The 24,872-nt window shown below is 62.0% G+C and carries 18 protein-coding genes; 16 read left to right on the forward strand and 2 right to left on the reverse strand.

Annotated features, from left to right (window positions below; all coding sequences use genetic code 11):
• The first annotated feature begins 263 nt into the window (after window positions 1-263).
• The 11 genes from VJ464_20470 to VJ464_20520 all read left to right on the forward strand — a co-directional run bounded on the left by VJ464_20470 (window position 264) and on the right by VJ464_20520 (window position 16,209).
• Window positions 264-830, forward strand: coding sequence for a sigma-70 family RNA polymerase sigma factor (locus tag VJ464_20470; protein ID HKQ07511.1), 567 nt, complete (start codon window positions 264-266; stop codon window positions 828-830).
• Window positions 820-1,689 (forward strand): anti-sigma factor, encoded by an 870-nt coding sequence (locus VJ464_20475; protein HKQ07512.1) that lies wholly within the window; start codon window positions 820-822, stop codon window positions 1,687-1,689. Before VJ464_20470 ends, VJ464_20475 begins: the two co-directional genes overlap by 11 nt.
• Before the next feature lie 84 nt (window positions 1,690-1,773).
• A complete protein-coding gene (locus tag VJ464_20480) occupies window positions 1,774-2,946 on the forward strand; it encodes a DUF4097 family beta strand repeat-containing protein (GenBank protein HKQ07513.1) in 1,173 nt (390 codons plus the stop codon).
• Between the two features lie 54 nt (window positions 2,947-3,000).
• Entirely contained in the window at window positions 3,001-3,798 is a 798-nt protein-coding gene (locus VJ464_20485; protein HKQ07514.1) for a hypothetical protein, read from the forward strand.
• Window positions 3,799-3,974: 176 nt separating this feature from the next.
• Window positions 3,975-5,021 carry a GntG family PLP-dependent aldolase gene (locus VJ464_20490; GenBank protein ID HKQ07515.1) on the forward strand — a complete coding sequence of 349 codons (1,047 nt, stop codon included), beginning with the start codon at window positions 3,975-3,977 and terminating at the stop codon, window positions 5,019-5,021.
• Between the two features lies 1 nt (window position 5,022).
• Window positions 5,023-5,691 (forward strand): (d)CMP kinase, encoded by a 669-nt coding sequence (gene cmk / locus VJ464_20495; GenBank protein HKQ07516.1) that lies wholly within the window; start codon window positions 5,023-5,025, stop codon window positions 5,689-5,691.
• A gap of 168 nt (window positions 5,692-5,859) precedes the next feature.
• Window positions 5,860-6,516, forward strand: coding sequence for a riboflavin synthase (locus tag VJ464_20500; GenBank protein ID HKQ07517.1), 657 nt, complete (start codon window positions 5,860-5,862; stop codon window positions 6,514-6,516).
• A 117-nt stretch (window positions 6,517-6,633) separates the two neighbouring features.
• Window positions 6,634-7,851 (forward strand): 3,4-dihydroxy-2-butanone-4-phosphate synthase, encoded by a 1,218-nt coding sequence (ribB, locus tag VJ464_20505; protein ID HKQ07518.1) that lies wholly within the window; start codon window positions 6,634-6,636, stop codon window positions 7,849-7,851.
• 125 nt (window positions 7,852-7,976) lie between these two features.
• On the forward strand, window positions 7,977-12,416 hold the full coding sequence (locus VJ464_20510; protein ID HKQ07519.1) for a translocation/assembly module TamB domain-containing protein: 4,440 nt from the start codon (window positions 7,977-7,979) through the stop codon (window positions 12,414-12,416).
• Between the two features lie 197 nt (window positions 12,417-12,613).
• On the forward strand, window positions 12,614-15,448 hold the full coding sequence (locus tag VJ464_20515; protein ID HKQ07520.1) for a POTRA domain-containing protein: 2,835 nt from the start codon (window positions 12,614-12,616) through the stop codon (window positions 15,446-15,448).
• Between the two features lie 32 nt (window positions 15,449-15,480).
• Window positions 15,481-16,209, forward strand: a complete 729-nt coding sequence (locus VJ464_20520; GenBank protein HKQ07521.1) for a hypothetical protein — start codon at window positions 15,481-15,483, stop codon at window positions 16,207-16,209.
• Window positions 16,210-16,332: 123 nt separating this feature from the next.
• Here the strand turns inward: VJ464_20520 and VJ464_20525 are convergent, their stop codons facing one another.
• The gene (locus VJ464_20525; protein HKQ07522.1) at window positions 16,333-17,943 is read right to left on the reverse strand and encodes a hypothetical protein; all 1,611 of its coding nucleotides are present in this window, start codon (window positions 17,941-17,943) and stop codon (window positions 16,333-16,335) included.
• Entirely contained in the window at window positions 17,940-19,916 is a 1,977-nt protein-coding gene (locus tag VJ464_20530; protein HKQ07523.1) for a M3 family metallopeptidase, read from the reverse strand. The genes VJ464_20525 and VJ464_20530 overlap by 4 nt, the downstream gene beginning before the upstream one ends.
• A 237-nt stretch (window positions 19,917-20,153) precedes the next feature.
• On the opposite strand from VJ464_20530, the gene purF reads away from it, so the two are divergent.
• The 5 genes from purF (at window position 20,154) to VJ464_20555 (ending at window position 24,864) form a co-directional block, all read left to right on the forward strand.
• Complete coding sequence (gene purF, locus VJ464_20535) at window positions 20,154-21,587, forward strand: amidophosphoribosyltransferase (protein ID HKQ07524.1); 1,434 nt, start codon at window positions 20,154-20,156, stop codon at window positions 21,585-21,587.
• 204 nt (window positions 21,588-21,791) lie between these two features.
• Window positions 21,792-22,574, forward strand: coding sequence for a hypothetical protein (locus VJ464_20540; GenBank protein ID HKQ07525.1), 783 nt, complete (start codon window positions 21,792-21,794; stop codon window positions 22,572-22,574).
• Between the two features lie 13 nt (window positions 22,575-22,587).
• Window positions 22,588-22,857, forward strand: a complete 270-nt coding sequence (locus VJ464_20545; GenBank protein ID HKQ07526.1) for a hypothetical protein — start codon at window positions 22,588-22,590, stop codon at window positions 22,855-22,857.
• A 1-nt stretch (window position 22,858) separates the two neighbouring features.
• Window positions 22,859-23,908: a phosphoribosylformylglycinamidine cyclo-ligase gene (gene purM, locus VJ464_20550; protein ID HKQ07527.1), complete on the forward strand. Its 1,050-nt coding sequence runs from the start codon at window positions 22,859-22,861 to the stop codon at window positions 23,906-23,908.
• 128 nt (window positions 23,909-24,036) lie between these two features.
• The gene (locus VJ464_20555; protein ID HKQ07528.1) at window positions 24,037-24,864 is read left to right on the forward strand and encodes a hypothetical protein; all 828 of its coding nucleotides are present in this window, start codon (window positions 24,037-24,039) and stop codon (window positions 24,862-24,864) included.
• The last annotated feature ends 8 nt before the right edge of the window (window positions 24,865-24,872 follow it).

Here is a 24,872-nt window from a genome sequence, read left to right on the forward strand (position 1 = left end):
CCGTCTCGCCCAAGCCAAACAGTGAGTCGCAGGCAAGAGCTATGTAACAAACCGCGGCGCAAAAAGCCAGCCGCGGCGTCGAAATGATGTATGATGGTCGCAGCGCCGCCGGCTGCGGTGCCCAACCCTTTTTTGGATAAAATATAGCCGGCGCTGAAACTTTTTCGTCGCGCGTGCCACTAACTAGGCGAACTGAGGGTGAAGTCGAAATGACGGAGGCGGCCAGCTTAGTGAGCTTGATGGGTGCACGCGCCGGTGCAAGGATGCAGAGCGCAGACGACATAACCGCGCGCGCGCGGCGCGGCGACGACGACGCCTTCCGTCTGATCTTCGAGCGCTACTCGCGGCCCATTATCAGTTTCATCTACGATATGGTCGGCCGGCGCGACCTGGCCGAAGAACTGATGCAGGAGACGTTCGTGCGAGCATATAAGAATCTCGGCGGCTTGCAGGATAACGCCAAGCTTTCGACCTGGCTGTTCGGCATCGCCAAGAACGTCGCCCGCGAATCGCTGCGCTCGCGCCAGCGCGACGACCAGCGCGTCGAGATCGATGCCGACGGCGTGTTTGAGCTGAAAGATGATAAACTGCCGCCGGATCGTGAATTGTTGGACAAGGAATTGAGCGGCGTCATCGGCACGGCGCTCGCGGCGCTCGACGAAGACAAACGCATGGTCTTCACGCTGAAGATTTTTCAGCAGCGCAGCTATGAAGAGATCGCCGAGATCACCGGCTTTTCCATCGCCAAGCTGAAGACGGACCTGCACAGGGCGCGCGCCGAGATGAAACGGCGCATCAGCCCTTATCTGGGGGCGGGCTATGAATTGTGAAGTGTGCCAACCAATACTTGAAGAATACTTCGACGGCGAGCTGAAGGTCAGGCACGCGGCTGAAGTCCGCGCCCACCTCGCGGGCTGTACGGCGTGCGCCGCAATCCTTGCCGAGCTGCGGCAGGAGCAAGAGCTATTCGCGCGCTACGAGCGCAACCTCGAAGTGACGCCGGCGCTGTGGGCCGGCATCGAAGCGCGCATCAAAGCCGAGAAGTCAACGACGCCCATCGCGCCGCCGACGCCAGGGTGGCGCGACCGGCTCAAGGGGTTCTTCGCGATGCCGCACATCAGCCCGGCATTTGCCGCGGCGCTGGTCGTGCTGGCCATCGGCCTCACCGTCGTGGTGATGAGTTATCTACAATCTCGCAGCCCCGGCAATCCGTCATCGCTTGCGAAGGACTCGAACCAACCCGGCATCGGCAATAAGAACGAAGCCGCGCCGACACCGCCGCAGACCGGCACCGACGAAACGGGCCGTGAACTGGCAGAGAAACCTGAACACGCAACCGGGACAAATGACGGCAGGCCGACAGCGATAGCGCCGAAGCCGGCCCCGCAAAAACAGCTCGCGGTCAACAAGCCGCAAGCGCCGCCCGACCCGATGAAGCTGGTGCGCGAAGCCGAGCAGAAATATCAGGCGGCCATTGCCATCTTATCCCAGGACGTTAGCCGTCGCCGCTCGCAGATCGACCCGACGGTGCTGGCGCGTTTCGACTCGGCGCTGGCCGACATTGACCGCACCATTCAGGAGACCCGGCAGATCGTCCGCCGTAACCCGGATGACCCGGTCGCTTTGCAATACCTGCTCGGCGCTTATGCTAAGAAGGTGGATACCCTGCGGGCAATGTCACTCGATTAAGACTTGGTTTCGGGTCCCTGGTTTCTGTTCTCTGGTTCGGGAACTAGAAACTAGCGAACCAGAAACGAGAAACCTCTGACCGCTATGTTTAGAAGACTTCTTACAATTTTAATTTTGGTGATGGCGATGACGAGCGGCGCGGCGCTGGCGCAGGAAACGCCGCAACCGCCGGCAACGACCCGGCCATCCGTCAAGGCAAAGCCTGCCCCGAAAGCGGTGCCGGCCACGCCTCGGGCGGCCACGCCGCGCCCGCCGGCTTCTGTTTATGTCATGCCGCTCCCCGGCCAGGAACAGGTGACGCCGCTGTCGATGAAGGTGGCGCGCAATGTGCGCGTCGCCGTCACCAGCCAGAGGGTTAACATCCACATCAACGGCGTGGATGGCGACACGCTCGAAGCCTCTGCCACCAGCGACGAAGGCCCCTACCCGGTCAAGGCGCAGAACAGCGGCGACGAAGCGAATCCGAAGGTGCTGATTTATGTGCCGGTGACGATGGTTCGCCGCGCCGCCCACGAAATCAACCTCTATGTCAAGCTGCCGCGCTACGTCACCATTGATGCCGTCGAGAGTTCCACCGGCGACATCCAGGTGAGCGGCATGGAAGCGCCGGTCGCGGTCAACACCAACAACGGCGCCATCACCGTCGTCCGCGTCGCCTCGTTGAAAGCCTCGACGCGCCACGGCGATATCACCGCCCGCGAGATCAAGGGCGACGCCGTCGCCCGCAGCACCAACGGCGACCTGACGTTTGAAAACATCGGCGGCGCGGTTGATGCGGCGGCGACCAACGGCAGCCTCAACGTGCAGAACGCCGCCGGCGATCTGCGCGCCAATATGACGGTCGGTGATGTCACCGCGCAATGCATCAAGGGACGCGCCGAAGTCAATACCGTGAGCGGCGCCATTGAACTGGTCGGCGTCGGCGGCGACATTGAAGCCATCAGCACCAGCGGCGAAGTGAGCTTCACCGGGCGGATCCGCAACGGCGGTCGCTATCGGCTCAAATCGATCTCCGGTGCCATCGAGATGCACATTCAGCCGGACGCGCCGGGATTCACGGCGACCTTGACGACCTATAACGGCGAAATCGATACGGCATTCCCATTGAAGCTGGAATCGCAGGCGTCGGGCGGTTCGACCAACCGCCGACTCGTCGGGCGATTCGGCGACGGCAGTACCCAGCTTACCCTTGATTCTTTCAGCGGCGGCGTGCAGTTGGCCAAGGCGAAAGCCGACGCGTTGAAGGTTTGTAAATGACCCGCAAGCCCGCCCGACAAGGGCAGGCGCACAACTATTGAAAGAGGTATGAAAATGAAAAACCGATCCCTGCTGCTCTCCCTCGTCGCCCTTGTCGCGCTGCTCATCGTACCGATGGCGGCCAACGCGCAACGGCATACTCGCGACAATGACGAATCATTCAGCGAACGCGACGAAATCAACCAGACCTTCACGCTGGCTTCGGGGGCGCGCGTCGAAGTGCGCGGCGTCAACGGCACAGTAGATATCGAAACCGGCAATGGAGCGACCGCCGAGGTTCACGTCGTCCGCAAGGCGCGCAACCGCGATGACCTGAATTATCACAAGATTTTTGTCGAGCAGACGGCGGGCGGCCTGGTGGTGCGCGGCGAAGAAAAGAACCACGACTCCGGCGACCATCAAGTGCGCCACGAAGTCACGCTGCGCCTGCCGCGGCAGATCGAGCTGAACGTCAGCGGCGTCAATGGACGCGCCACGGTCGGGGCTATCGAAGGCCCTGTGACGATCAGCGGCATTAATGGCGCGGTCGAAGTCGCGCAGGCGGTCGGCTATGCCAACCTGTCGGGCATCAATGGGCGCGTCAAAGTGAGCATCCTCCGTCTGAGCGAGCGCGGCATCCACGTCAGCGGCATCAACGGCGGCGTCGAAATGCAATTCGCCGAAGACCTCAACGCCGATGTCGAAGTCACTGGCATCAATGGCCGCGTCAACGCCGACGTGCCGAATGTCACCGTGATGGGCAAGCTCGAACGCAATAACTTCCGCGCCAAGATTGGCGCCGGCGGCACGCCGATCATCGTCAACGGCGTCAACGGCCAGGTCAAGCTCACCCGCGGCGGCTTCAGCGGCTGAGCCGCTGGCTCAGCCGCAAGGCAAAGGTAAAAAGTAAAAAGGCAAAAGTAGCGGCGCAGAAATTGCCATGCGCTCCAGCTACTTTTGCCTTTTTACTTTTTACTTTTTACTTCCCGCCGCAGGCGGGCCGCGTGCTATGATTGCCGATCAATCCTTCACGGCAATGAGGAGCACGCATGAGCTTCATCGATCTGCGCAGCGACACGGTCACCAAACCGACGCCGGAGATGCGCGAGGCGATGGCCCGCGCCGAAGTCGGCGACGACGTTTTTCTCGAAGACCCCACCGTCAATCGCCTGCAAGAGATGGCCGCCGCCATGCTAGGCAAAGAGGCGGCGCTGTTTGTGCCCTCCGGCACAATGGGCAATCAAATCTGCCTGCGCCTGCACACACGGCCCGGCCAGGAAGTCATCTGTGAAGAACGCAGTCATATCTTTAACGCCGAGCTGGCGGCGATGGCGGCGCTCAGCGGCTTGCTGGCGCGGCCCGTGCGCGGCGAAGACGGGCTGCTCGACTGGCCGACGATTGCCGCCGCCTTGCGCCCGCGCGCCGCGTATTACCTGGCATATACAGGGCTGGTGGCCATCGAAAACTCGCATAACTTCGCCGGCGGTTCCGTGCTGTCTTTAGAGCGCATGCAAGAGATTTGTGATCGCGCTCACGAAGCCGGTTTGCCGGTTCACCTGGACGGCGCGCGCATCTTTAACGCCGCGACCGCCTTGAATCGCAACGTCGCCGAGCTGGCACGGCCCTTCGATTCGGTGATGTTCTGTCTCTCAAAAGGGCTGTGCGCGCCTGTAGGCTCGCTCATCGTCGGCTCGCGCGAATTCATTGACCGCGCCCTGGCGGCGCGCAAGATGTACGGCGGCGGCATGCGACAAGTCGGCGTGCTGGCGGCGGCGGGACTGATCGCGCTTGAAAAGATGACCGCGCGACTGGCCGAAGATCACGCCAACGCGCAGTTCTTAGCCAGAGGCATCGCCGGGATTCCCGGCCTGAAGATCGATCCCGAAAAGGCTCACACCAACATCGTCATCTTCGACATCAGCGATACCGGCATCAGCATTAACGACTGGATGGCGCGGCTGAAAGCGCGCGATGTGCTGGCCATCGGCATCAACCCCCGCGAGCTTCGCATGGTGACGCACCATGACGTCACACGCCAGGACTGCGAAACCGCTCTGGCTGCCGTTCGTGATGTCCTGGCAACCGCAAACGCATAGCATGGACAAACTGGTCATCGCGATTGATGGGCCGTCGGGCGTCGGCAAGAGCACACTCGGCAAAGCGCTGGCGCGGCGCTTCGGTTATCTCTTCATCGATTCGGGCGCGGTCTATCGCGCCGTCGGGCGCAAAGCGCTTGACGGCGGCGTGGCGCTCACGGACGCGGCGGCCGTCGCCCGCATCGCCCGCGATGCCGACATTCGGCTCGAAGGCGACCCGGATCACTTGCGGGTTTTTCTCGATGGCCGCGAAGTGACCGAAGCCATCCGCCTGCCCGACGCCAGCCGCGCCTCTTCGATTGTCGCGACCATCCCCGAAGTGCGCGAGGCGGTTGTCCATAAGCTGCGCCAGATGAGCCGCGCCGGCGGCGTCGTCATGGACGGGCGCGACATCGGCACCAAAGTCTTCCCCGATGCGCAGGTTAAACTCTTTCTCGAAGCCGCGCCCGATGTGCGCGCCGCGCGCCGCTTTCTCGAAGAGCGCGAGCGCGGGCGCGAAGTCAGCATTGAACAGATCAAGGCCGAGCTTGCCGAGCGTGACCGCCGCGACCGCGAGCGCGAGGCGACGCCGCTCGTCAAAGCGCCCGATGCCATCCTCATTGATACGTCATCCATGCCCCTCAACCGCGTCATCGAGCGCGTCCTTGAAATCATTCAAGCGCGCAGCTAAACTTCATTGTCGTTATCGTCGGAATGCTTAAAAGTAATTCTTCTCGAATTGGAAACGATGAGAGCTTGAATTCGACGCTCGCCAGCACTTCGCCGCAATTGTCACGCCCGCCGCTCGCCGCCGTGCGAGCGGAATATTTTCGGGCGCGTCTCACATTCAAAGACTAGTATGGGCATCTTCACCGGATTGATTATGGAAGTAGGCCATGTGCGCCGCGTCGAGCGCCGCGCCGATGGCGCCTACCTGGTCTTTGCGGCGCGCAAGGTTTTAGAAGGCACGCGCATCGGCGACTCGATTGCCATTGACGGCGTTGATTTGACGGTCACAGAGATGGGCACGGATTACTTCACCGCCGACGCCTCGCTTGAAACCTTGCGGCGCACGACCCTGAATGAGCTGCGCGCCGGCAGCCGAGTTAATCTTGAACGCGCCCTCGGCGTCGGCGAACGGCTGGGCGGCCACATGGTGCAGGGCCACGTTGACGGCACCGGCCAGTTGATGTCAACGACGCGGGAAGGCAACGCCTACCGCGTGCGCTTTCGCTTCCCACGCGAGCTGGGCCGCTACATCGCAATGAAAGGCTCGATCTGTGTAGACGGCATCAGCCTGACGGTCGCCGCACTCGGCGACGATTGGTTTGAAGTCGCGGTTATTCCGCACACCTGGCGCGAGACGACACTTGCCGACCGCCGAAGCGGCGACCGCGTCAACCTCGAAGTGGACGTGCTGGCCAAGTACGTCGAGCGCTTGCTTGAGCAGACCGGTCGCGCCGCCGCCGCGCCGGGGAAACTGTCGCTGGAATACTTGAAGGAAAAGGGATACTGAATGGGTGTCAGGTATCGGCTGTTAGGTGTGGAGTGTCGGGTGATGGGTGCCGGACAACGCGGCGCTCTCTTCCCTAACACCTATCACCCGACACCCCACACCCTCTGAGGACGCTTTATGTCATTTGCAACTGTCGCCGAAGCTATCGAAGAATTTCGCGCCGGGCACATGATCATCATCGTGGACGATGAAGACCGCGAGAACGAAGGTGATCTGGCGTGCGCCGCCGAAAAAGTCACTCCCGAGATCATCAATTTCATGGCGCGCTTTGGACGCGGCCTGATCTGTCTGCCGCTCACCGAAGAGCGGCTGGATGCATTGCAAATTCCCTTGCAGGTCTCGGAAGCCGAAAACACCGCCTCGCGCGGCACCGCCTTTTGTGTCTCGATTGAAGCGCGACGCGGCGTGACCACCGGCATCTCGGCAGCCGACCGCGCGACGACGATTCAGGTCGCGGTTGATCCGCGCACCCGCCCGGCGGACCTGGCGCGGCCCGGTCACATCTTTCCGCTGCGGGCGCGCAAAGGCGGCGTGCTGGTGCGGCCCGGTCAGACCGAGGCGTCGGTTGATCTGGCGCGCATCGCCGGGTTGATGCCGGCGGCGGTCATCTGCGAAGTCATGAACGATGACGGCACGATGGCGCGGCTGCCGCAGTTGCGCGAGTTCGCCATCCAGCATGGCATCAAGATCATTTCGGTCGCCGACCTGGTCAGCTATCGCATGGCCCACGAGCTGTTGATCCACTGCGCCGGCGAAGCGCGCGTGCCGACCGTTTACGGCGAGTTTCGCGCAGTGGCTTATACCAACGACATTAACAATGACGTGCATCTCGCGCTGGTCATGGGCGACATCGAGCCGGACGAAGACTTGCTGGTGCGGGTTCATTCGCAATGCGTGCTTGGCGATGTCTTCGGCTCGCTCAGGGACGACACCGGCTGGCAACTGCATCGCGCGCTTGAAATTATCGCCAACGAAGGGCGCGGCGTGTTGTTATACCTCAAGCAAGAAGGGCGCGGCGTCGGCCTGGTCAATCAACTGCGCGCTTATCGCTTGATGGACGAGCAGAACAAGGACGCCGTCGAAGCCGAAGCGGCCATCGTCGGATTGCACAAGATGGACCCGCGCGATTACGGCATCGGCGCGCAGATTCTCCACGACCTCGGCGTCCGCAAGATGCGGTTGATCACTAACCACCCGGTGAAGCGCGCGGCGCTCGAAGGCTTTGATCTGGAGATCACCGACCGCGTGCCCATCGAGATGGAGCCCAACGAGTCGAACGAAAAAGTGCTGCGCGCTCGGCGCGAAAAACTCGGCCATTTGCTGACGAAGGTGTAGAAGTCAGGAGTCAGAAGTCAGAAGTCAGAATAAAAAGTGGAAGCGCGATAAGCGTACTCGCTGCCGCCGACTTCCTTATCCATTCTGACTTCTGACTCCTGACTCCTGACTCCTTGTTCATCATTATGCGGAGAAAGCTACTCATCGCCGCGCTCGCCTTACTCGGGGTCATTCTTCTTTTATTCATTGCCGTCGTCTTCTACATTCGCAGCGGGCGGCTCGATCTCTACCTGCAATCACAGGTGATTGATGCGTTGAGCGACTTCGGCATCCGCGCCGAAATCGGCAACACCCACCTCGACCTTCGCGGCTACAAGGTGACGCTCGACGACGTGACGCTCTATGCCGGCGACGCCCGCGAGCCGTTCGGCAAGGTCAAGCAGATGACCGCCGAGTTCTCGGTGATCTCTTACCTGCGCCGCGAGATCAATATTACGCATGTCGCCGTCAACCAGCCGGAAGTCTGGATGAGCGTGGACGCGCAGGGACGCTCGAACCTCGACAAGCTGCACGCGCCGCCCAGCAGCGAAGAAGAAAAGAAGAGCGGCGTCACCTTTCTGACCGCGCTGTTTGAAGTCAACAATGCCGCGTTCCACTACGACGACTTGCAGCGCAACATCCACGCCATCTTGCCCTTTGACCCCGGCAAAGACATGGCGGGGCTGACCTTGAAGCTGAAGCCGCGCGAGCCGCGCGCCCTCGTGGACAAAATCAATCACGACCTCGCGCTCAACTTTGACAAAGCGCAGATTAGCCGCGACGGTCAGACGATCAACAACATTCAAGCCGCCGCCAGCGCCGTCGTTCACTACGACGAGAAGAACCGCGCCGAGCAGCGCATCGATGATCTGAGTTTCAAGTTTGGCTCCGATGTCGGCAGCGTCAATGTCAGCGGCAACGTCGAAAGCTTCGCGCCGCTGAAGTACAACCTGCCGCAGGTCGAAGCGTCGGCGGCGCTTGAGCAGATCGCTAAAGTGTTCATGCCGGAAACCCGGATGAAAGGCGCGGTCGGCTTCACAGGCTCGGCCAGCGGCGTGGATGCCGAGTACACGGCGAAAGGTTTGCTGACCTCGGACGCGCTGACCGCCGGCAACGTCACGGTCGCCGGCCTTCAGGCCAACGCCAACGTCAGCGGCAAGGGCGCGGATTATCACGCGACCGGCGAAGTCACATCATCGGCGCTCACTGCCGAAGGCTTTCGCGTCAGCGGCCTGCGCATCAAGACCAACGTCGAGGGCAGCGGCGACGAGTACAACGCGACAGGGGCGCTTTCGACCGGGCAGGCGGCGGGCCGCGGTGTCGAAATCAGCTCGGTGCGCGTAGACGACGCTCGCGTCAGAGGCGAGGGCGACCGTTTTAATGTGAGTGCCGCGATCAACGTGCCGGCGCTCAAGAGCGAGCGCATCAGCGTCAGCGGTCTCAGCGGGCGGCTGACGGCAGACCGCGGCAAATTTAGTCTCGAATCGTTCACCGCCGCGACGCTCGGCGGCACGGTCGCCGGCAGCGCGACCATCGCTTATGGCGGCGGCGCATCGGCGGTTGACGTGCAGTTCCGCTCGCTCGATTTAGATCAAGCGGCGACCGCCGCGGCGGCTCGACAGGTGCAGGTGCGCGGCACCGCAAACGGCACGGCGCGGTTGCAGTTCCCCGGCCTGAACTATCAAGCGGCGACCGGGCGCATCGATGCGACCTTTGATGCGGCGGTGTCGCCTACGGAATCAACCGGCGAGCCGCTGCCGGCCAAAGGCGAGATTGCGCTGGCCGCCAACGGGCGCGGCTTCAACGTCGAGCGCGCCTTCGTGCATTCGGCCAACAGCGACCTGACTGTCAGCGGCAGCATCGGCTGGAAAGGCGACGCCAATTTTGATGTGAAGTTCAACTCGGCGGATATGGCCGAAGTGCAGCGCGCCGTCGAAGCCTTTGGCCTCGTCACCGACGAGATGAAGCGGGACTATCCCGTTGCCTTGACCGGGCCGGGCCAGTTCACGGGTCGCGTCTCCGGCTCGCTCGACCATCCCGAAGTCGGCGGCCATCTCAAGCTCGATTCGATTCAATCCGCCGGCGACACGGTAAGCGATGTGCCGCCGCAAGAGGTCGGCTCGTTCGAAGGTGACATCGCTTACAGTCCGGCGCTGCTGCGCATAGACAATGCCGCGCTGGTCAGGCCGGACGGCTCGCGCGCCGACTTTTCACTGACGGCGCGGCTCGACCAGCAAGCGGCCAAAGACAAGAACGGCATCGCCGTCAAAGCCAACGTGCAGAGCTTCGACTTGCCGAGTCTGGTGCGCGTGGCACAGCCGGGGCTGGCCAACCTGATCGGGCGCGGCACGATCACCGGGACGATTGACCTGAAAGGGCTGCCCGGCCCGCGCAGCATCGAAGGCACAGCCAACCTGTCGCTCAGCGCCGGCGAATTCAACCTGCCTTCGACCGAAGAAGGGCAAGATGTAGCCAAAATCACGGTTCCTGAATTCACCGGCAACATCACCTTCGCCAACAGCGAGCTTGCCGTTCAGAACCTGCGCATGCGCGTCGGCAATCAGTCAGAGGTTCAAGGCGAGGGGCGATTCAACCTCGACACTTACGCGTATTCGCTCAACGCCACGGGCAAGAATATCGATCTCAGCGATCTCTCGCAAAAGCTTTCAGAGAGCGTGCGAATGACCGGCACCGCCGATGTCACGGTCAACGGTCAGGGCAAGTGGGGCAATACCGAAGACTGGTCAGAGTTGAACCTCAACGCGCTGATTCAAGGCCAGAACGTCACGTTCAACGGGCGCGACCTCGGCAATGCCAAGGTCACGGCCCTCACCGAGAATGGCTTGCTGAAAGTCGAAGCCACGGCCAACGTGCTGGATAAGCCGCGCACGCTCGCGGCGACTATCGACCTGCGTGACCGCGACGCCTACCCGGTCAGCGCCAACATCGAATTCACCGACACAGATATTGGGCCTTACCTCGAACTGGTCGCGCCGGGCTTGAGCGGCATTTCAGGAACCGCTACCGGCACGATCAAACTGAGCGGCCCGCTGCGCGATCCCGACAAGCTTCAAGCCGTAGCCAATCTGACCAAGCTCGAATTCGGCGGCGCGATCAACGAGCGCCAGCGTTATACGATTGCCAATCAAGGGCCGATCATTGTGACCGCCAGCCCCACAGGGGTTTCGATCAACCGCGTCACGCTGGTCGGCGAAGGCACAAGCATCACCATCGAAGGCACGCTGGCGCGCAACGGCGGCGCGCAGTCGCGCCTGAACGTCAACGGCGAGATCAACCTGCGGCTGCTGTCGTCGTTCACGCAGATCGTCTTCACGACCGGCATCGCGCGCGTTGACGCATCGCTAGTCGGGCCGCTCGATTCGCCGCAACTGCTGGGCGTGGCGACGCTGCGCAACATCGGCGTGCGCGTCGTCGACGTGCCGCTCTCACTGGCGCGCGGCAATGGCACGATTCGCTTCACCTCGAATCAAGCGGTGATCGAAAACTTCAGCGGCAACGCGCCGGGCGGCGGCACGATTCAAATCAGCGGCGGCGCGGCGCTCGCGGGACTGGTGCCGGATCGCTGGCGCATTGAAACGACGCTCGATCAGGTCGGCGTCGAATACCCGCGCGACACGCAGACAGTGATTGATGCCGAGTTGACGCTGCAAGGCAATCGCCGCGTGCAGGTGCTATCGGGCACTGCCGAAGTGCGCCGCGCTTCATACACCCGCGACCTGACGATTGAAGAATTGCTCGGCAGCAACGGCCCCTTATCGCCGACCTTCGTCGAAGTCGGGCCGGGCGGCGGCGGCGAAGGCGTCGGCGGCGGCGGCTTGCAAACCACGCTCGACCTGCGCATCACCGCGGACAATACGCTGATTATCAAAAACAACATCGCCGATGCGGTCGGCAGCGCCTACTTGAACCTGCGCGGCGGGGTGGATGCCCCGGTCATCTCGGGCCGCGTGCTGCTGTCGCGCGGCACCATCGAATTCCGGCGCGGGCGCTTCGAGCTGTCACGCGGCATTCTGACCTTGCCGCCGCGGCGCGGCGCTGATCTCAGCCTCGACCTGCAATCGGAAGCTGACATCAGCGGCTATCACATCACTGTCGGTTTCAACGGCACGCTTTCCAAGTTGCAGACGACCGTTTCTTCGGACCCGCCGCTGCCAGAGCCTGACATCATCTCGCTGGTGCTGACCGGCAGTGTGTCGGGCCAGCGCACGGAAGTCGCGGCAGTAACGCAGACCGGATTAGGGCTGGCGCAGTCTCTGTTATCCGCATCACTTTCGGAACAGATCGAGCGCGGCACGCAGCGCCTGTTCGGCACCAGCGGCAGCCGCTTCTCGATTGACCCGTTGTTGATCGGACGCGGCAGCGACCCGACGGCGCGCGTCACCTTTGGCCAGCGGATCACCAAAGACCTGACCGTGACCTATTCGCAGAACCTGACTTCGGGGCCGTCGGGCATCGAGCGGGTGATCCTGGTCGAGTACCGCTTGAGCAATCGCTTCTCGGTCGTCGGCTATCGCAACGAGCGCGGCGAGCTGGGATTCGATGTGCGCTTACGCAAACGTTTCTAATGATGAAGCTCCGTATGCAAAGCCGGCAGAGCGATCTGGACAGCATGAGCGACCGCAGAGGCCGCGGAGGGGCGCAGAGGCTTGTCGAGTATGCTCCTCTGCGTCCCTCCGCGGCCTCTGCGGTCGGTTTGATCTTCCTTGTTTTCGCCTTTTGCCTTTTGCCTTCCGTTTGCGCGCAGGCGCAGACGGCGGAGTTTTTGGGGCGGCAGGTGACCGGCGTGACCGTCGAGATCGAAGGCGCGCCGGGCAGCGCCGTGACCGAGATGCGCGCGCTGATTGACGTCGCGTCGGGCCAGGATTATTCGCCGGGGCGCATTCACGATTCGCTGGTGCGGCTCTTTCGCTCAGGGTTGATCGCCAACGCGCGCGTCGAAGCGACGGCAGACGGCGCAAACGGCGTCGCCCTGCGCTTCTTCGTCCGTCCGCGCGCCCGCATCGATGCCATCGCCTTCGCGGGCACCCCCATCTTTCCGGCCACCGAATTGCGCGCCCGCCTGAATCAGCTCGACCCGGGCCAGTTTGCCTCAAGCGCGGCGGTGCAGCGCGGCCTCGGCGAGTTACAGGCGTTCTATTCATCGCGTGGCTACCTCAAGGCGCAGATCACTTCTGACGTGCAGCTCGACCCGGCCGGCACCCGCGCGACGGTCATCTACACGATCAATCCCGGCGAGCAAGCGAAGGTCTCGAAGTTCGAGATTACGGTCAGAGGCGAGCGCCTCGACTTCAGCAAGCTGCCGCACACGATTGTTGAAGGCCAGCCGTTTTCGGCGTCAGCCGTGCAGGACGTGATGGACCACCTGCGCGACTTCTACCTCAACCAGGATTATCTTGGCGCGCGCATTACTCAGAACATCACGCCCGACGTCAACACCAACTCGGTGGCGGTCGTCGTCAATGTGGTTTCGGGGCCGAAGATCACGGTCAGCGTCGAAGGGCTGGACATCAGCCGCGATCAGATGCGCAAGACACTGCCCTTCTTCAGACAGGGCGGCGTCGATGACTTCTCGCTTGAAGAAGGCGCGCGCCGCCTGCGCGAGTATGCGCAGGGTAAGGGCTATTTCTTCGCCAGCGTGACGCGCCCGCAGGCGCCGCGCCGAACGCAGACGGCGGCGACGCTGGTTTATAAGGTGACGACGGGCGGGCGTTACAAGCTGACCGACATCGAGATCAATGGGGTTGACGCCATCCCGCATCGCACCCTCGAAGAGCAGATGAAGTCGAAGGTGGCATCTTCGCTGCCGATCATCGGTAACCACTATGGCCTGACCAACGACGATTACTTGCGGCAGGACGCCAACCTGATTCAGAAGCGCTTGCGCGAAGTCGGCTACCGGCGCGCTCACGTCGACGTGCGGCGCGGCGTGTCGCCGACCGGCAATAGCCTGATCATCACCTACGACGTGCAGCAGGGGCCGCGCACCTATGTCGAAGAGGTTGCCATTCGCGGCAACACGGTATTGACCGTTGACGAGTTGCGGCAAGACATGGAGATCAAGCAGGGCGAGCCGCTCGTGGCCTCAGTCGTCAACAGTGACACGGAGCGCTTGCTTTCGGTCTACACAACGCGCGGCTATGCGGCGGCGGAAGTCATATCCGAAGCGGTCGAGCTTGGCACCTTCGAAGGTCAGGACCGCGTGCGCCTGCTGTTTGCGGTCAACGAAGGCAATCGCGTGCGCATTCAGAGTGTGACGACACGCGGCACGGCGCACAGCGACACCGGGCGGCTCGAACGCGACTTCTACCTGTTCAAAGCCGGTGACTGGCTGCGCAACGACCTGCTGCAAGAGACCGAGCAACAGCTTTACGACACCAACGCCTTCAACTCGGTCAACATCACGTCTGAAGCGGTCGGCCAGACCGCCAACAACATCGAAGAGCGCGCCGTCACCGTCAACCTCCTGGAAGCCAAGCGGCGCGACCTGTTGTTCGGCTTCGGCTATCAGGCGAACGTCAATACCAAGACGATCCCCGGCCTCGCCTTTCTGCACGGCGTCCGCGGCCTGACGCAGCTCACCTATTACAACCTCTTCGGCAAGCTCTACACCGGCAGCACGCAGATCCGTGTCGCCGAAAACGAGCTGTTCGGACAGATTTCGTTGCAGAACCCGCGCCCGTTCGGCACACGTTTCCCGACCCTGTTTTCGCTCTTCGCGCGGCGGCTGGGTGAGCGCGACTTTCGCTCTGATCGCTACACGGCGTCGTTGCAGGCCGAGCGCCGCGTGACCCCGAATTTTATCGTCTTCGCCAGTTACAACTTCGAGCGCATCAGCATCTTTGGCCTTCCCTGCCAGTTGAGCGAAGTCGAGGCGGGCGATTGTCCCGGCCTGTCGCTGGAAGAGATTCAGCGCAACTCGCGGCCCATCCGCCTGGGGCGCATCGGGCCGAGCTTCGCTTACGACACGCGCGATAATAAGTTTGATCCGACCAGGGGGATGCAGACGGTTGGCAGTTTTTATTTCGCCTCGAAGGCGCTGGGCGGCAACGAGCAATTCATCAAGCTCAGCCTCGAGCACAACCGTTACTACGCGCTGCCGCGCTTCCGCGACACCGTCTACTCGCTGTCGGGGCGGGTAGGGTTGGCGTCGCCGTTCGGTGGCCAAACCACGCTGCCGATCTCTGAGCGATTCTTCGCCGGCGGCTCGCGCGATTTGCGCGGCTTCGGGTTTGAAGAAGCCGGGCCAACGATCCTGGTGCCGCAGCGCGACACGGCGGGCAATATCATTCGCAATGACGATGGCACACCGAAGCTGATGTTGAGCCCGCTGGGCGGCAACGCCGTGCTGGTCGTCAACAATGAGCTACGCTTCCCGATCTGGCGCGACCTGGGCGGCGCGGTCTTTTCAGACACCGGCAACGTCTTCCAGCGCGTGCGCGACATGAAGCCGTCGAACCTGACACAGACCTTCGGCTTCGGCGTGCGGGTTAAAACGCCGGTCGGGCCTGTGCGCTTTGACGTCGGCTTCCTGGTCTTCAACAAGCCGGCGGGCTATGACAGTTATCATCTCCACTTCACGATTGGACAGACGTTCTAATCAAGTAAAAAGGTAAAAGGTAAAAGGCAAAAGTGGAAAAGAAGGAACGCAGCTCGGTACAAAGCGATTCTCTGGCGAGCAGGCTGAGAGCGATTGGCTTCCTGACTTTTTACTTTTTACTTTTTACTTTTTACTTGTCTGCGGCACAGCCCCAGAAGGTGGTGGATCAGATCGTCGCGCTGGTCAACGACGACATTATCACGCGCAGCGATTTGCTGTGGAGTTTGGCGATGGACCCGCAAGCGCCCAACCCGGCGGAAGGGGTGAGCTCTGAGCTGCTGCGCCAGAAGCTCGACGTGATGCTCGATCAACGGTTGATTGCGCAGGAAGCGCGCCGCGTGCCGACCGCCGAGATTACCGCCGAAGATATCAATCAGCGGCGCGCGGCGCTGGTGAAAGGATTTCGCTCGGAGCAGGCATTCTTACAACGCACAGGGGCGGTCGGCCTGACCCCGGCGCGGGTCAACGACTTGATCCGCGAGATGCTGCTGATCGAGCGCTTCGTGGACTTTCGCTTCCGCTCGTTCATCTTTGTGACCGAGGCAGAGATTCAGCGCTATTACGACGAAACGCTGGCGCCGCGCATCCGCGAGCGCGGCCAGGTGGTGCCGGGGCTCGATGACCGGCTGCCGAATGAAAACCTCACCGTGCGCGCCCGCATCACCGAGATCATCCGCCAGCAGAAGATCAATCAGGAGATTGACCGCTTTCTCAACGCCACCCGCCAGCGTGCAGACATCACCATCCTCACCGAGCCTTAGAGCGGATTTCGATTGCGTTTGCCCTGTAGCGCAAGGCGGTTAGCTTGCGCGAGCCCGTGCGCAAGCTAACCGCCTTGTGCTACACCCGATTGAAATCCGCTATAGTCGGACAAGCTGAACGCCTTATTGGCTTCCGTGTCGCACAGGGATGAAGATGACTTTATGACCGGGCGCGTCGGCTTCTATGGCTTCGCCCAGCCGGTCGCCGCGCGCCGCCAGCACTTCGGAAGGCAGCGGCCCGGTCTCGTGGCGGTAACGGATGAAGGCGATCCAGAACTGCGTGTCATCGATGCGGCTGTAGTCGTCAACGTACTGAACGCGCAGCCGCGCTTCGCCGGCTTGATCAAGATAGTATTGAATGGTCGTGCCGGTGACGCCTTGCCGCGTGTAGACAGAAACCGGGCCTTGACTGATCTCCTGTTGAGCCATGCGCTCGACCAGCGGCTGCCAGTTGATCTTGTCACGATGCGTGAGCTGCAATGCGCCGCTCAGCGCCGCCCACGACGCGATCAGCGCCATAGCAAAATGGCGCAGCCTTCGCGGTTGCAGCGTTGTCACGGCAAGGGCGACCAGCAGCAGGTAAGCCGGCGCGACGACGATCAGGAAACGGCTGCCCCAGACCGACTGCGCCAGCAGATAACTCGCCGCGAAGGCGATACCTGTCGGCAGCAGCGCCAGCAGCGCCAGCCACACAAAAACATTGCTATCCGAATCGTTGACCGTAGTCGATTGCGCATTACCTTTGCCGCCGCGCGCGTCAGCGCATCCCACGCCATATTTTGCCTTCCTTAGCCGCCGCCACAACCAGAGCAAGAGAGGCGTGAAAAAGATTGCGCTTGAAAAGACGATGGCGTAGGCGCGCCACGAAGTATAAACCGGGCCGTTCAAGGTAACGTAGTGCTGAAAAAAATCGGTCGCCGTTGGCCGGGTATTCCATTTCAGATTCGGCCCCAGGCCGCCTTTATCATAAGCCACTTCGGCGACAGCGAACATCCACGGCAGGAAGCCCGCGACCAGCGCCACGACTGAAAGACTAAACGGTGGCAGCAAGTCGCGGCGCTTGAGAATCACAAAAAGCGATTCAGCCGCGACGATCAGCCAGCCGTAATAATGCGTGTAGACCAGGAGCAGGTTCGTCGCCAGTAAAGCCAGTTGCAGAGCGAAGGCGCGGTGGCGGGCGTTCGTGAGCCGTGCAAACAGCCACATCGAAGTCATGACCAACAGCAGCAGCAGGCTGTACATTCTCAGCTCCTGCGCATAGTTGACCAGGTACTCATTGACCGCCATCAGGAACAAGGCCAGGTTAATGGTCAACGGGCGCAGCTTCAATTCACGGCACAGCAAGACGAACGGCACGAGGGCTATCAGCGCGAAGAGCACCGGCAGCAGCTTCATCCACAGCAGGCCGTCACCCGCGGCGATCCAGGCTTTCAGCAGGTAATAAAACAGCGGCGGGTGAACGACGTCGTTGATGACGGCGCGCTGCAACTGCGGCCAGGTGCGATGCACAGTCTCGGCGCTGAAGACTTCGTCGCTGAACAGGCCATAAGCGGCGAGCTTCCAAAAGCGCACGGCAGCAAACAACGTCACGATGAGCGCGAAGATCAGGCGGGAAGCTCTGCCAAACCGCGGGGCGGGCGCTTCGTTCGAGGCAATTGGCGAAGCGATTTCAAGACGCGGGCGCGGCGGCCGTGAATCAATGGCCGCCCGCCTTGCGGCCAGATCGCCGCTCATTCGGTGCCTTCGTCGAGCCAGGCTTGATAGGCGGCAAAGTTGAACGGACGCCCCAGAAAATCTTTCACAATCTCTGCCGCCGGGCGCGAGCCGCCGGGCGCGAGGATGGTTTCGCCATACTGGCGGGCGACGCCCGGCACCAGCATCGCCTGGCGGTCGAATTTGCTGAACAAATCTTTGGCAATCACCAGCGACCACATATAGGTGTAGTACATCGCCGAGTAGCCATCGAGGTGGCCGAAGGCGGTCTGGAAATGCGTGCCCTCAACGAACGGGAACGGCATGTACTGCTCGGTCAGGTTCCGCACCATCACATCGGTGTCTACTTGCTGTGGGTCGCGCTCATGGACGGCTAGCGACAGCTTGGCGTAAAGCATCTGCCGGCGAACGTGCAGCCCTTTGCCGAATTCTTTGGCGCGCTTCATCTGGCGCACGAGGGCGGCAGGGATCGGCTCGTCGGTTTGATAATGCCGAGCGAACGTCTGCAAGGTGGTCGTGTCCCAGGCCCACTCTTCGAGCATCTGCGACGGCGCTTCGATGAAGTCCTGTTCCAGACTGATGCCGCCGATGCCGATCCATTGATGCCGGCCCGCCAGCAGCGAATGAATCAAGTGGCCGAACTCGTGGAAAAAGGTCACGACATCGTCGTGCGTCATCAGGCCCGGATCGTCCGGGATGCCGCCGGGAAAGTTGCAGACCAGCGCGGCTTCGGGAATCTGCCGGTTGGCGACGCCTGTGCGAATGCCAAAATGCGCCGCGTGGTTGTACTTGTTCGGGCGCGGGTGCATGTCTAAAAAGAAGCGCCCGACCAGGTTGTCGCCATCGTACATCTGCCAGCATTCGACCGACTCGTGCCAGACGGGCGCGCCAGGGAGGCGCGCAAAGCGAACGCCGAACAGCGTCGCCGTCACATCGAGCACGCCCTGCTTGACTCGCTCGTAGGCGAAGTAGGGACGCACCGATTGCGAGTCGAAATCGAAGGCGGTCTGGCGCACCTGCTCGGCATAATAACTGGTCTCCCAGGCGTTGATGATTTCAGCGCCGGGGTCGTCCTGCCGCTTGCGCTTGAGCAGTTGCTGGTAATCGCCTTCGGCGCGCGCCCGCGACGCTTCAATGATGCGGTCAATGAAGTCGCTGGCGGCACGGGCGCTGCCGGCCATCTTATCGGCGGTGATGTAATCGGCCCACGACGCGAAGCCGAGCAGCGTCGCCAGATCGTGCCGGCAATGCAGCATGCGGTTTAGCACTTCGATGTTCTGCGGGTAGGCGCGGTTGTGATATTCGAGGTGCATCGCCAGTCGCAGGGCTTCGCTTCTGGCGTAAGAGAAGATCGGCAGCGCGTCCGGGTAATCAATCGTCAAGCTGATGCGCCCCGCGTCATCGGGCTTGTGGCGGGCGATGAAATCGGCGGGCAGGCCGTCAAGCTCCGAGGGATCGTTGACCGTCACGGTGCGCAAGTCGCGGCGGATGTTGCGCGAAAAATCCTGGCCGATCTTTACCAGCTGGTCGCGCAGCGCGGTGATCTTTTGGCGCGTCGCCTCGTCTTTGTCGACGCCCGCCAGGCGGAAATCGCGCAGCGTTTTCTCGACGTAATAGCGCGTCTCCTGGTCGGCATCCGCCATCTCCAGCCGAGCGAGCGCGACGTACACTTCATGGTTGAGCGACAGGGCGTTGGCGAAGGCCGCGGCTTTTTGATTGCCTTCTTCGGCGACGGCGCGAAAGGCTTCGTCCGGGTGGACGTTCTGCACCAGGTCGGTTTGATAAAGCGCGCTGTCGAGGTGCAGCAGGATGTCGTCATAAACGCGCAAGGTGTTGGCAATCGTCCGCGGGCCGGTGACTTCGAGCAGACGCGCGAGCGCCTGTTGCGCGGCCACGAGGTGCGCATCCATGAGCGCGGCAACCTGCGCGGCGTCGGGCCGGTCGCCCCAGAAGGGCATGCCGGCGGGCGTTACATGGTTTATATGATCAGCCAAGGCGAAGAGCGACCTCCGTCAGCAGCAGAGTGGCGCAAGGCGGTTAGCCTGCGGGCGTCACTGCGCAAGCTAACCGCTTGCGCCACAGCCGGGCGCGGCGGCCCGATGGGTGATCGGCGGATCACCCCCAGAAGATTAGCAAACTTCTGCGACTTGACCAACGCGCCTGTAGCTTTGTGGATTGATTCGCTTGAGCGAATGACGATACAATAGAGCTTACCCCCGAGGAACCCCAAGATGATGGATAAATTCAAGGACGAGTGCGGCGTATTTGGTATCTTCAACCATGACGAAGCGTCGCGCATGGCTTACCTGGGATTGTACGCCTTGCAGCATCGCGGCCAGGAATCCGCCGGCATCGTGTCGTCGGATGGCGAACGTTTGCACCAGACGCGCGGCATGGGTTATGTCAGCGAAATATTCACTCAGGACCAACTGTCGCGTCTGCCGGGGCCATCGGCCATCGGCCACGTGCGCTACTCGACCGCCGGCAGCGTCAGCATACGCGAGGCGCAGCCTTTCCTGGTTGACGGCTACCGCGGCCAGATCGCCCTCTGTCATAACGGCAACTTGCCCTACGCGCCGCAAGTGCGCGCCGAGCTTGAGCTTGACGGCGCCATCTTCTCTTCGACCTCGGATACCGAAGTCGTCCTGCACAAGATCGCCCGCTCGCGCGCCCAAGAACTGGTCGGCGCCATCGTCGAAACCTTCATCGAGATCGAAGGCGCTTACTCGATGCTCTTCCTGACCAAAGACGCGCTGATTGCCGTGCGCGACCCGCGCGGCTTTCGCCCGCTCTGCCTGGGCCAGCTCGGTGATTCCTACGTCGTCGCTTCCGAAACTTGTGCCTTCGATTTGATCGATGCCGTCTATCTGCGCGATGTGCAGCCGGGCGAGATTCTGGTGATTGACCGCGAGGGCTTGCATTCGTCGTTTCCGCTGCCGAAGGCGAAGCCGACGCATTGCATCTTTGAGCACGTCTATTTTTCGCGGCCCGATTCAATCGTCTTCGGCACCTCGGTCAACAAGAGCCGCCACAAGATGGGCCGCGAGCTGGCGCGCGAGCATCCGGCGAACGCCGACATCGTCGTCCCGGTGCCCGATTCGGGCGTCGCGGCGGCCATCGGCTATGCGTCGGAGTCGGGACTGAAATTCCGCTTCGGGCTGATGCGCAACCATTACGTCGGGCGCACCTTCATCGAGCCGAAACAATCGATCCGCCACTTCGGCGTCAAGGTGAAGCTCAACCCTGTGCGCGACCTGATCGAAGGGCAGAAGGTCGTGCTGATCGATGATTCGATTGTCCGCGGCACGACTTCGAAGAAGATCGTGCAGATGGTTCGGCAAGCCGGAGCGCGCGAAGTTCATGTCCGTATCAGTTGCCCGCCGACCATCGCGCCATGTTTCTTCGGCGTTGACACGCCGACGCGCGAAGAGCTGATCGGCGCCAACCTCAGCGTCGAGGAGATCGCTGAATTCATCGGCGCCGACACGCTCGGCTATCTCAGCCTCGAAGGGTTGCTGCGCGCCGCCGGCGATCCCTTTGGCAATCGTCATTGTGTGGCGTGCTATACCAACCGTTACCCGATTCCGGTCACTCCGGCGGCGCGCACCAAGACCGAGCGCGAAGAGGGCGCGTTGCTGCAAGACGCCTTCTGGCCCCGCTCCTGAGACCGGCGAAGATAAAAAATCGACGGCGTGATTTGATCATGCAATTGCCACAACGGCACCGCAGACGCAGCGCTTCCCCTTACACCCGCTGTGTCTCTGCGCCGGGGCGGCAATTTTATTTTGCTCAGCACCTCTCCCCGACGACCTACAGCTACGAGACATTTCCCGCCATGCCGCCGCCAATCATCCAAACGACAGGTGAACATGAAGAAAATCAACTCAGGCGAAACCGGCAGGACCAACAAGCAAGCATTGGTTGTCATCGCGATTCTGCTGGCGCTGGCTTTTGCGGTTTACCGCGTCATTCGTCGCGCGCCGAAATCCAGCACGCCGCCCGCCGGGCCGACGGCTGGCGTGCCGCGCGGCGGCTTCCCCGAAATGGCCAACAAGCCGACGCCCAAAGAGGTCGTCTACAAAGGCTGTCCGCCCGAAGGCGATGGCGGCGACCCGGCGCTCAACCGCTTGAAGAACCGCGTCGACGAGGCCGGCGAATATTTCAGCGTGCCCTTCGACAGCGTCGTGCAGTTGCCCTGGCCGAAAGCGGTTGAGCGCAAAGACCGCGACCGCTGGGCCGCTGCCGACACCGAAGCCATCGCCCGTTACGAGGGGATACCGATCTCCGTCGAAGGCTTCCTGGCGCGCAGCAAGAAAGAGGGCGAGGAGTCGTGCAACTGTCACGGCGTTCAGGACGATCAGGTGGACTTTCATGTCTGGCTGACCAAGAATGCCAACGAGGAGCGCACCAACGCGATTGTCGTCGAAGTGTCGCCGCGACTGCGCTCGAAGCACCCGGCCTGGACGACCGACGGGCTCGGGCGCATTGCGCGCAACGATCAACGGGTGCGCATCAGCGGCTGGCTGATGATGGACCCTGAGCATCCCGACCAGATCGGCAAGACTCGTGGTACGATCTGGGAGATTCATCCGGTCACGAAGATCGAAGTCGAGCAGAACGGCGGGTGGGTTTCGCTCGACAGTCTTCGCTAATCAAGGAGAGATTATGGCCGACGACAAACCAGAGCAGCCCGCGAAGGATGCAAGTGTCCCGACCGTGCAGCGCAACGGCGAAACGCTCGAAGTCTGGGGCGATGCGCCTGAGAAGATGCGCAAAGGCATTCAGTTGTTCGTCACGCTGCACATCGAAGGTGATGCCCCGCCGGCCGCCAATTTCAGCAAATCAACCATTGAAGCCGTGCGCGACATCATCACGGCGGGCAGTGCCAAACATCCCGAACTGACCGTCACCATCAAGCATGTTGCAGAGAAATAGTATGGGCGACAGCATCAGTTATCGCGACGCCGGCGTCAATATTGACGCGGCCAACGAGGCCGTAGACCGCATCAAGCGGCTGGCCGCTTCCACCTTCACGCCGCAGGTGCTGACCGAGATCGGCTCGTTCGGCGGCATGTTCCGCGCCGGCTTCGGCGGCATGGCCGAGCCTGTGCTGGTGGCTTCAGCCGATGGCGTCGGCACCAAGCTGCGCGTTGCCTTTATGACCGGCACGCACAATACGGTCGGCTACGATCTGGTCTGCCACTGCGTCAACGACATTCTGGTGCAGGGCGCGCGGCCGCTCTTCTTCTTGGACTATGTCGCGGCGGGCAAGCTCGTCCCCGATGTGATCGCCGCGGTCATCGAAGGGCTGGCGCGCGGTTGCCGTGAAGCCGGCTGCGCTTTGCTCGGCGGCGAGACCGCCGAGATGCCGGGCTTTTACGCCGACGGCGAATACGACATCGCCGGCTTCATCGTCGGCGTCGTTGACCGACCGCACATCATTGACGGCAAACGCATCCAGCCGGGCGATGTGCTGCTGGGGCTGCCTTCGGTCGGCTTGCACACGAACGGCTACAGCCTGGCGCGCAAGCTGATGTTTGAAGTCGCCGGCTACCAACCCGATGCCTTGATTGAAGAGTTGGGGACGACGGCGGCTGAAGAGTTGTTGAAGCCGCATCGCAGTTATCTTGGCGCGCTCGACGGCCTGCTCGGCCAGCAAATCATCAAGGGGCTGGCGCACATCACCGGCGGCGGCTTGCTCGAAAACATCCCGCGCATTCTGCCTGCCGGCACAGCGGTCGAGATTCAGGCGGGAAGCTGGCCCGTGCTGCCCGTCTACAGGCTGCTCGAACGGTTGGGCAACGTGCCGGAGCGCGAGATGTACCGCACGTTCAATATGGGAGTCGGCATGGTCATCGTCGTTGCCGAAGCCGACGCCGCGCGCGTCGGCGCGCATTTCGCCACGCTTGGCGAAGCGCACTATCAGATCGGACGCGTCGTCGCCGGTGACCGCACTGTAACGATTGCCCCGCCCGTCAACGGTTGAAGGTTCGCGCAACAATGTCATAGCATAGAGCGTTGAGAGAGGAGAACGGAGCGACGCGCATGGCGAGCTGGTGTCCAAATTGCGGAAGACAAACGGCTGAGGGCGAGAAGTTCTGCCGCCAGTGCGGCATGCCACAGCACCTCAAAGGCGCGGACGCGTCGGCCTGGATACTGGCGTCGCAGCAAAAACCGAGGCGCGAAGGGCCATACACGCCTGAAGGACCCTACACGCAAGGCATCAACCCGACGCCGACCGGGCCGACCGCGCAGACCGGCGCCGCCTATCTGCCGCCCCAGGGCTTCGCGGTGCCGCCACAGCCGCCGGCATACTATCCGCCGGCGCAGGCGGGGCAATCAAACATTCGCCTGGGCGATTGGTTGTCGGGCGGCTGGAAAATCTATTCACAGAACTGGCTGTTGATGTCTGTCGCTACCGCCATCTCCTTCGGCCTCGGCTTTGCGACGGTCGGCATCCTGGCCGGGCCGCTGCTGATGGGATTGTTCCGCATGGCGTTCAAGACCATGCGCCAGGAGCGCCCGGAAATCAGCGACCTGTTCAACTGGCAAGGGCGCTTCTGGCCAGCCTTTCTGGCCTTCCTAATCTTCGGGCTGATCTATTTGGGGGCGTCGGGCCTGAGCAGCAACGGGCCTTTTTCAGGCTTAATCAGTCTCGTCCTCTGGCCTTTTCTGACGCTGATGACCGGCTTGACCACCTCTTACTTGCTTGAGCGCCGGCCCGACGTCGGCAGCGCAATCAACGAAGTCGGGCGAATGGTCTTCTCACGCGACGCGCTGATGTGGTGGGTCGTCGGGCTGGTCTTTACGGCCATCAGCGGCGCGGGCATTGCCGGGTGTTTCGTCGGATTGTTCGTCACCCTGCCGTGGATGATCTCGGCGTCGGCGGTGGCTTACCGTGATCTGTTCGGCATCGATGACCCGAATCGCACGAACCAATGAAAGGGAAT

This window comes from Blastocatellia bacterium, from assembly GCA_035275065.1.
Taxonomy (GTDB): domain Bacteria; phylum Acidobacteriota; class Blastocatellia; order UBA7656; family UBA7656; genus DATENM01.

Bases quoted from the DNA above. Each gene is read 5' to 3' on its own strand.
- VJ464_20470 (HKQ07511.1), top strand. From the start codon at position 264: ATGCAGAGCGCAGACGACATAACCGCGCGCGCGCGGCGCGGCGACGAC.
- VJ464_20475 (HKQ07512.1), top strand. From the start codon at position 820: ATGAATTGTGAAGTGTGCCAACCAATACTTGAAGAATACTTCGACGGC.
- VJ464_20480 (HKQ07513.1), top strand. From the start codon at position 1,774: ATGTTTAGAAGACTTCTTACAATTTTAATTTTGGTGATGGCGATGACG.
- VJ464_20485 (HKQ07514.1), top strand. From the start codon at position 3,001: ATGAAAAACCGATCCCTGCTGCTCTCCCTCGTCGCCCTTGTCGCGCTG.
- VJ464_20490 (HKQ07515.1), top strand. From the start codon at position 3,975: ATGAGCTTCATCGATCTGCGCAGCGACACGGTCACCAAACCGACGCCG.
- cmk (HKQ07516.1), top strand. From the start codon at position 5,023: ATGGACAAACTGGTCATCGCGATTGATGGGCCGTCGGGCGTCGGCAAG.
- VJ464_20500 (HKQ07517.1), top strand. From the start codon at position 5,860: ATGGGCATCTTCACCGGATTGATTATGGAAGTAGGCCATGTGCGCCGC.
- ribB (HKQ07518.1), top strand. From the start codon at position 6,634: ATGTCATTTGCAACTGTCGCCGAAGCTATCGAAGAATTTCGCGCCGGG.
- VJ464_20510 (HKQ07519.1), top strand. From the start codon at position 7,977: ATGCGGAGAAAGCTACTCATCGCCGCGCTCGCCTTACTCGGGGTCATT.
- VJ464_20525 (HKQ07522.1), bottom strand. From the start codon at position 17,943: ATGAGCGGCGATCTGGCCGCAAGGCGGGCGGCCATTGATTCACGGCCG.
- purF (HKQ07524.1), top strand. From the start codon at position 20,154: ATGATGGATAAATTCAAGGACGAGTGCGGCGTATTTGGTATCTTCAAC.
- VJ464_20540 (HKQ07525.1), top strand. From the start codon at position 21,792: ATGAAGAAAATCAACTCAGGCGAAACCGGCAGGACCAACAAGCAAGCA.
- VJ464_20545 (HKQ07526.1), top strand. From the start codon at position 22,588: ATGGCCGACGACAAACCAGAGCAGCCCGCGAAGGATGCAAGTGTCCCG.
- purM (HKQ07527.1), top strand. From the start codon at position 22,859: ATGGGCGACAGCATCAGTTATCGCGACGCCGGCGTCAATATTGACGCG.
- VJ464_20555 (HKQ07528.1), top strand. From the start codon at position 24,037: ATGCCACAGCACCTCAAAGGCGCGGACGCGTCGGCCTGGATACTGGCG.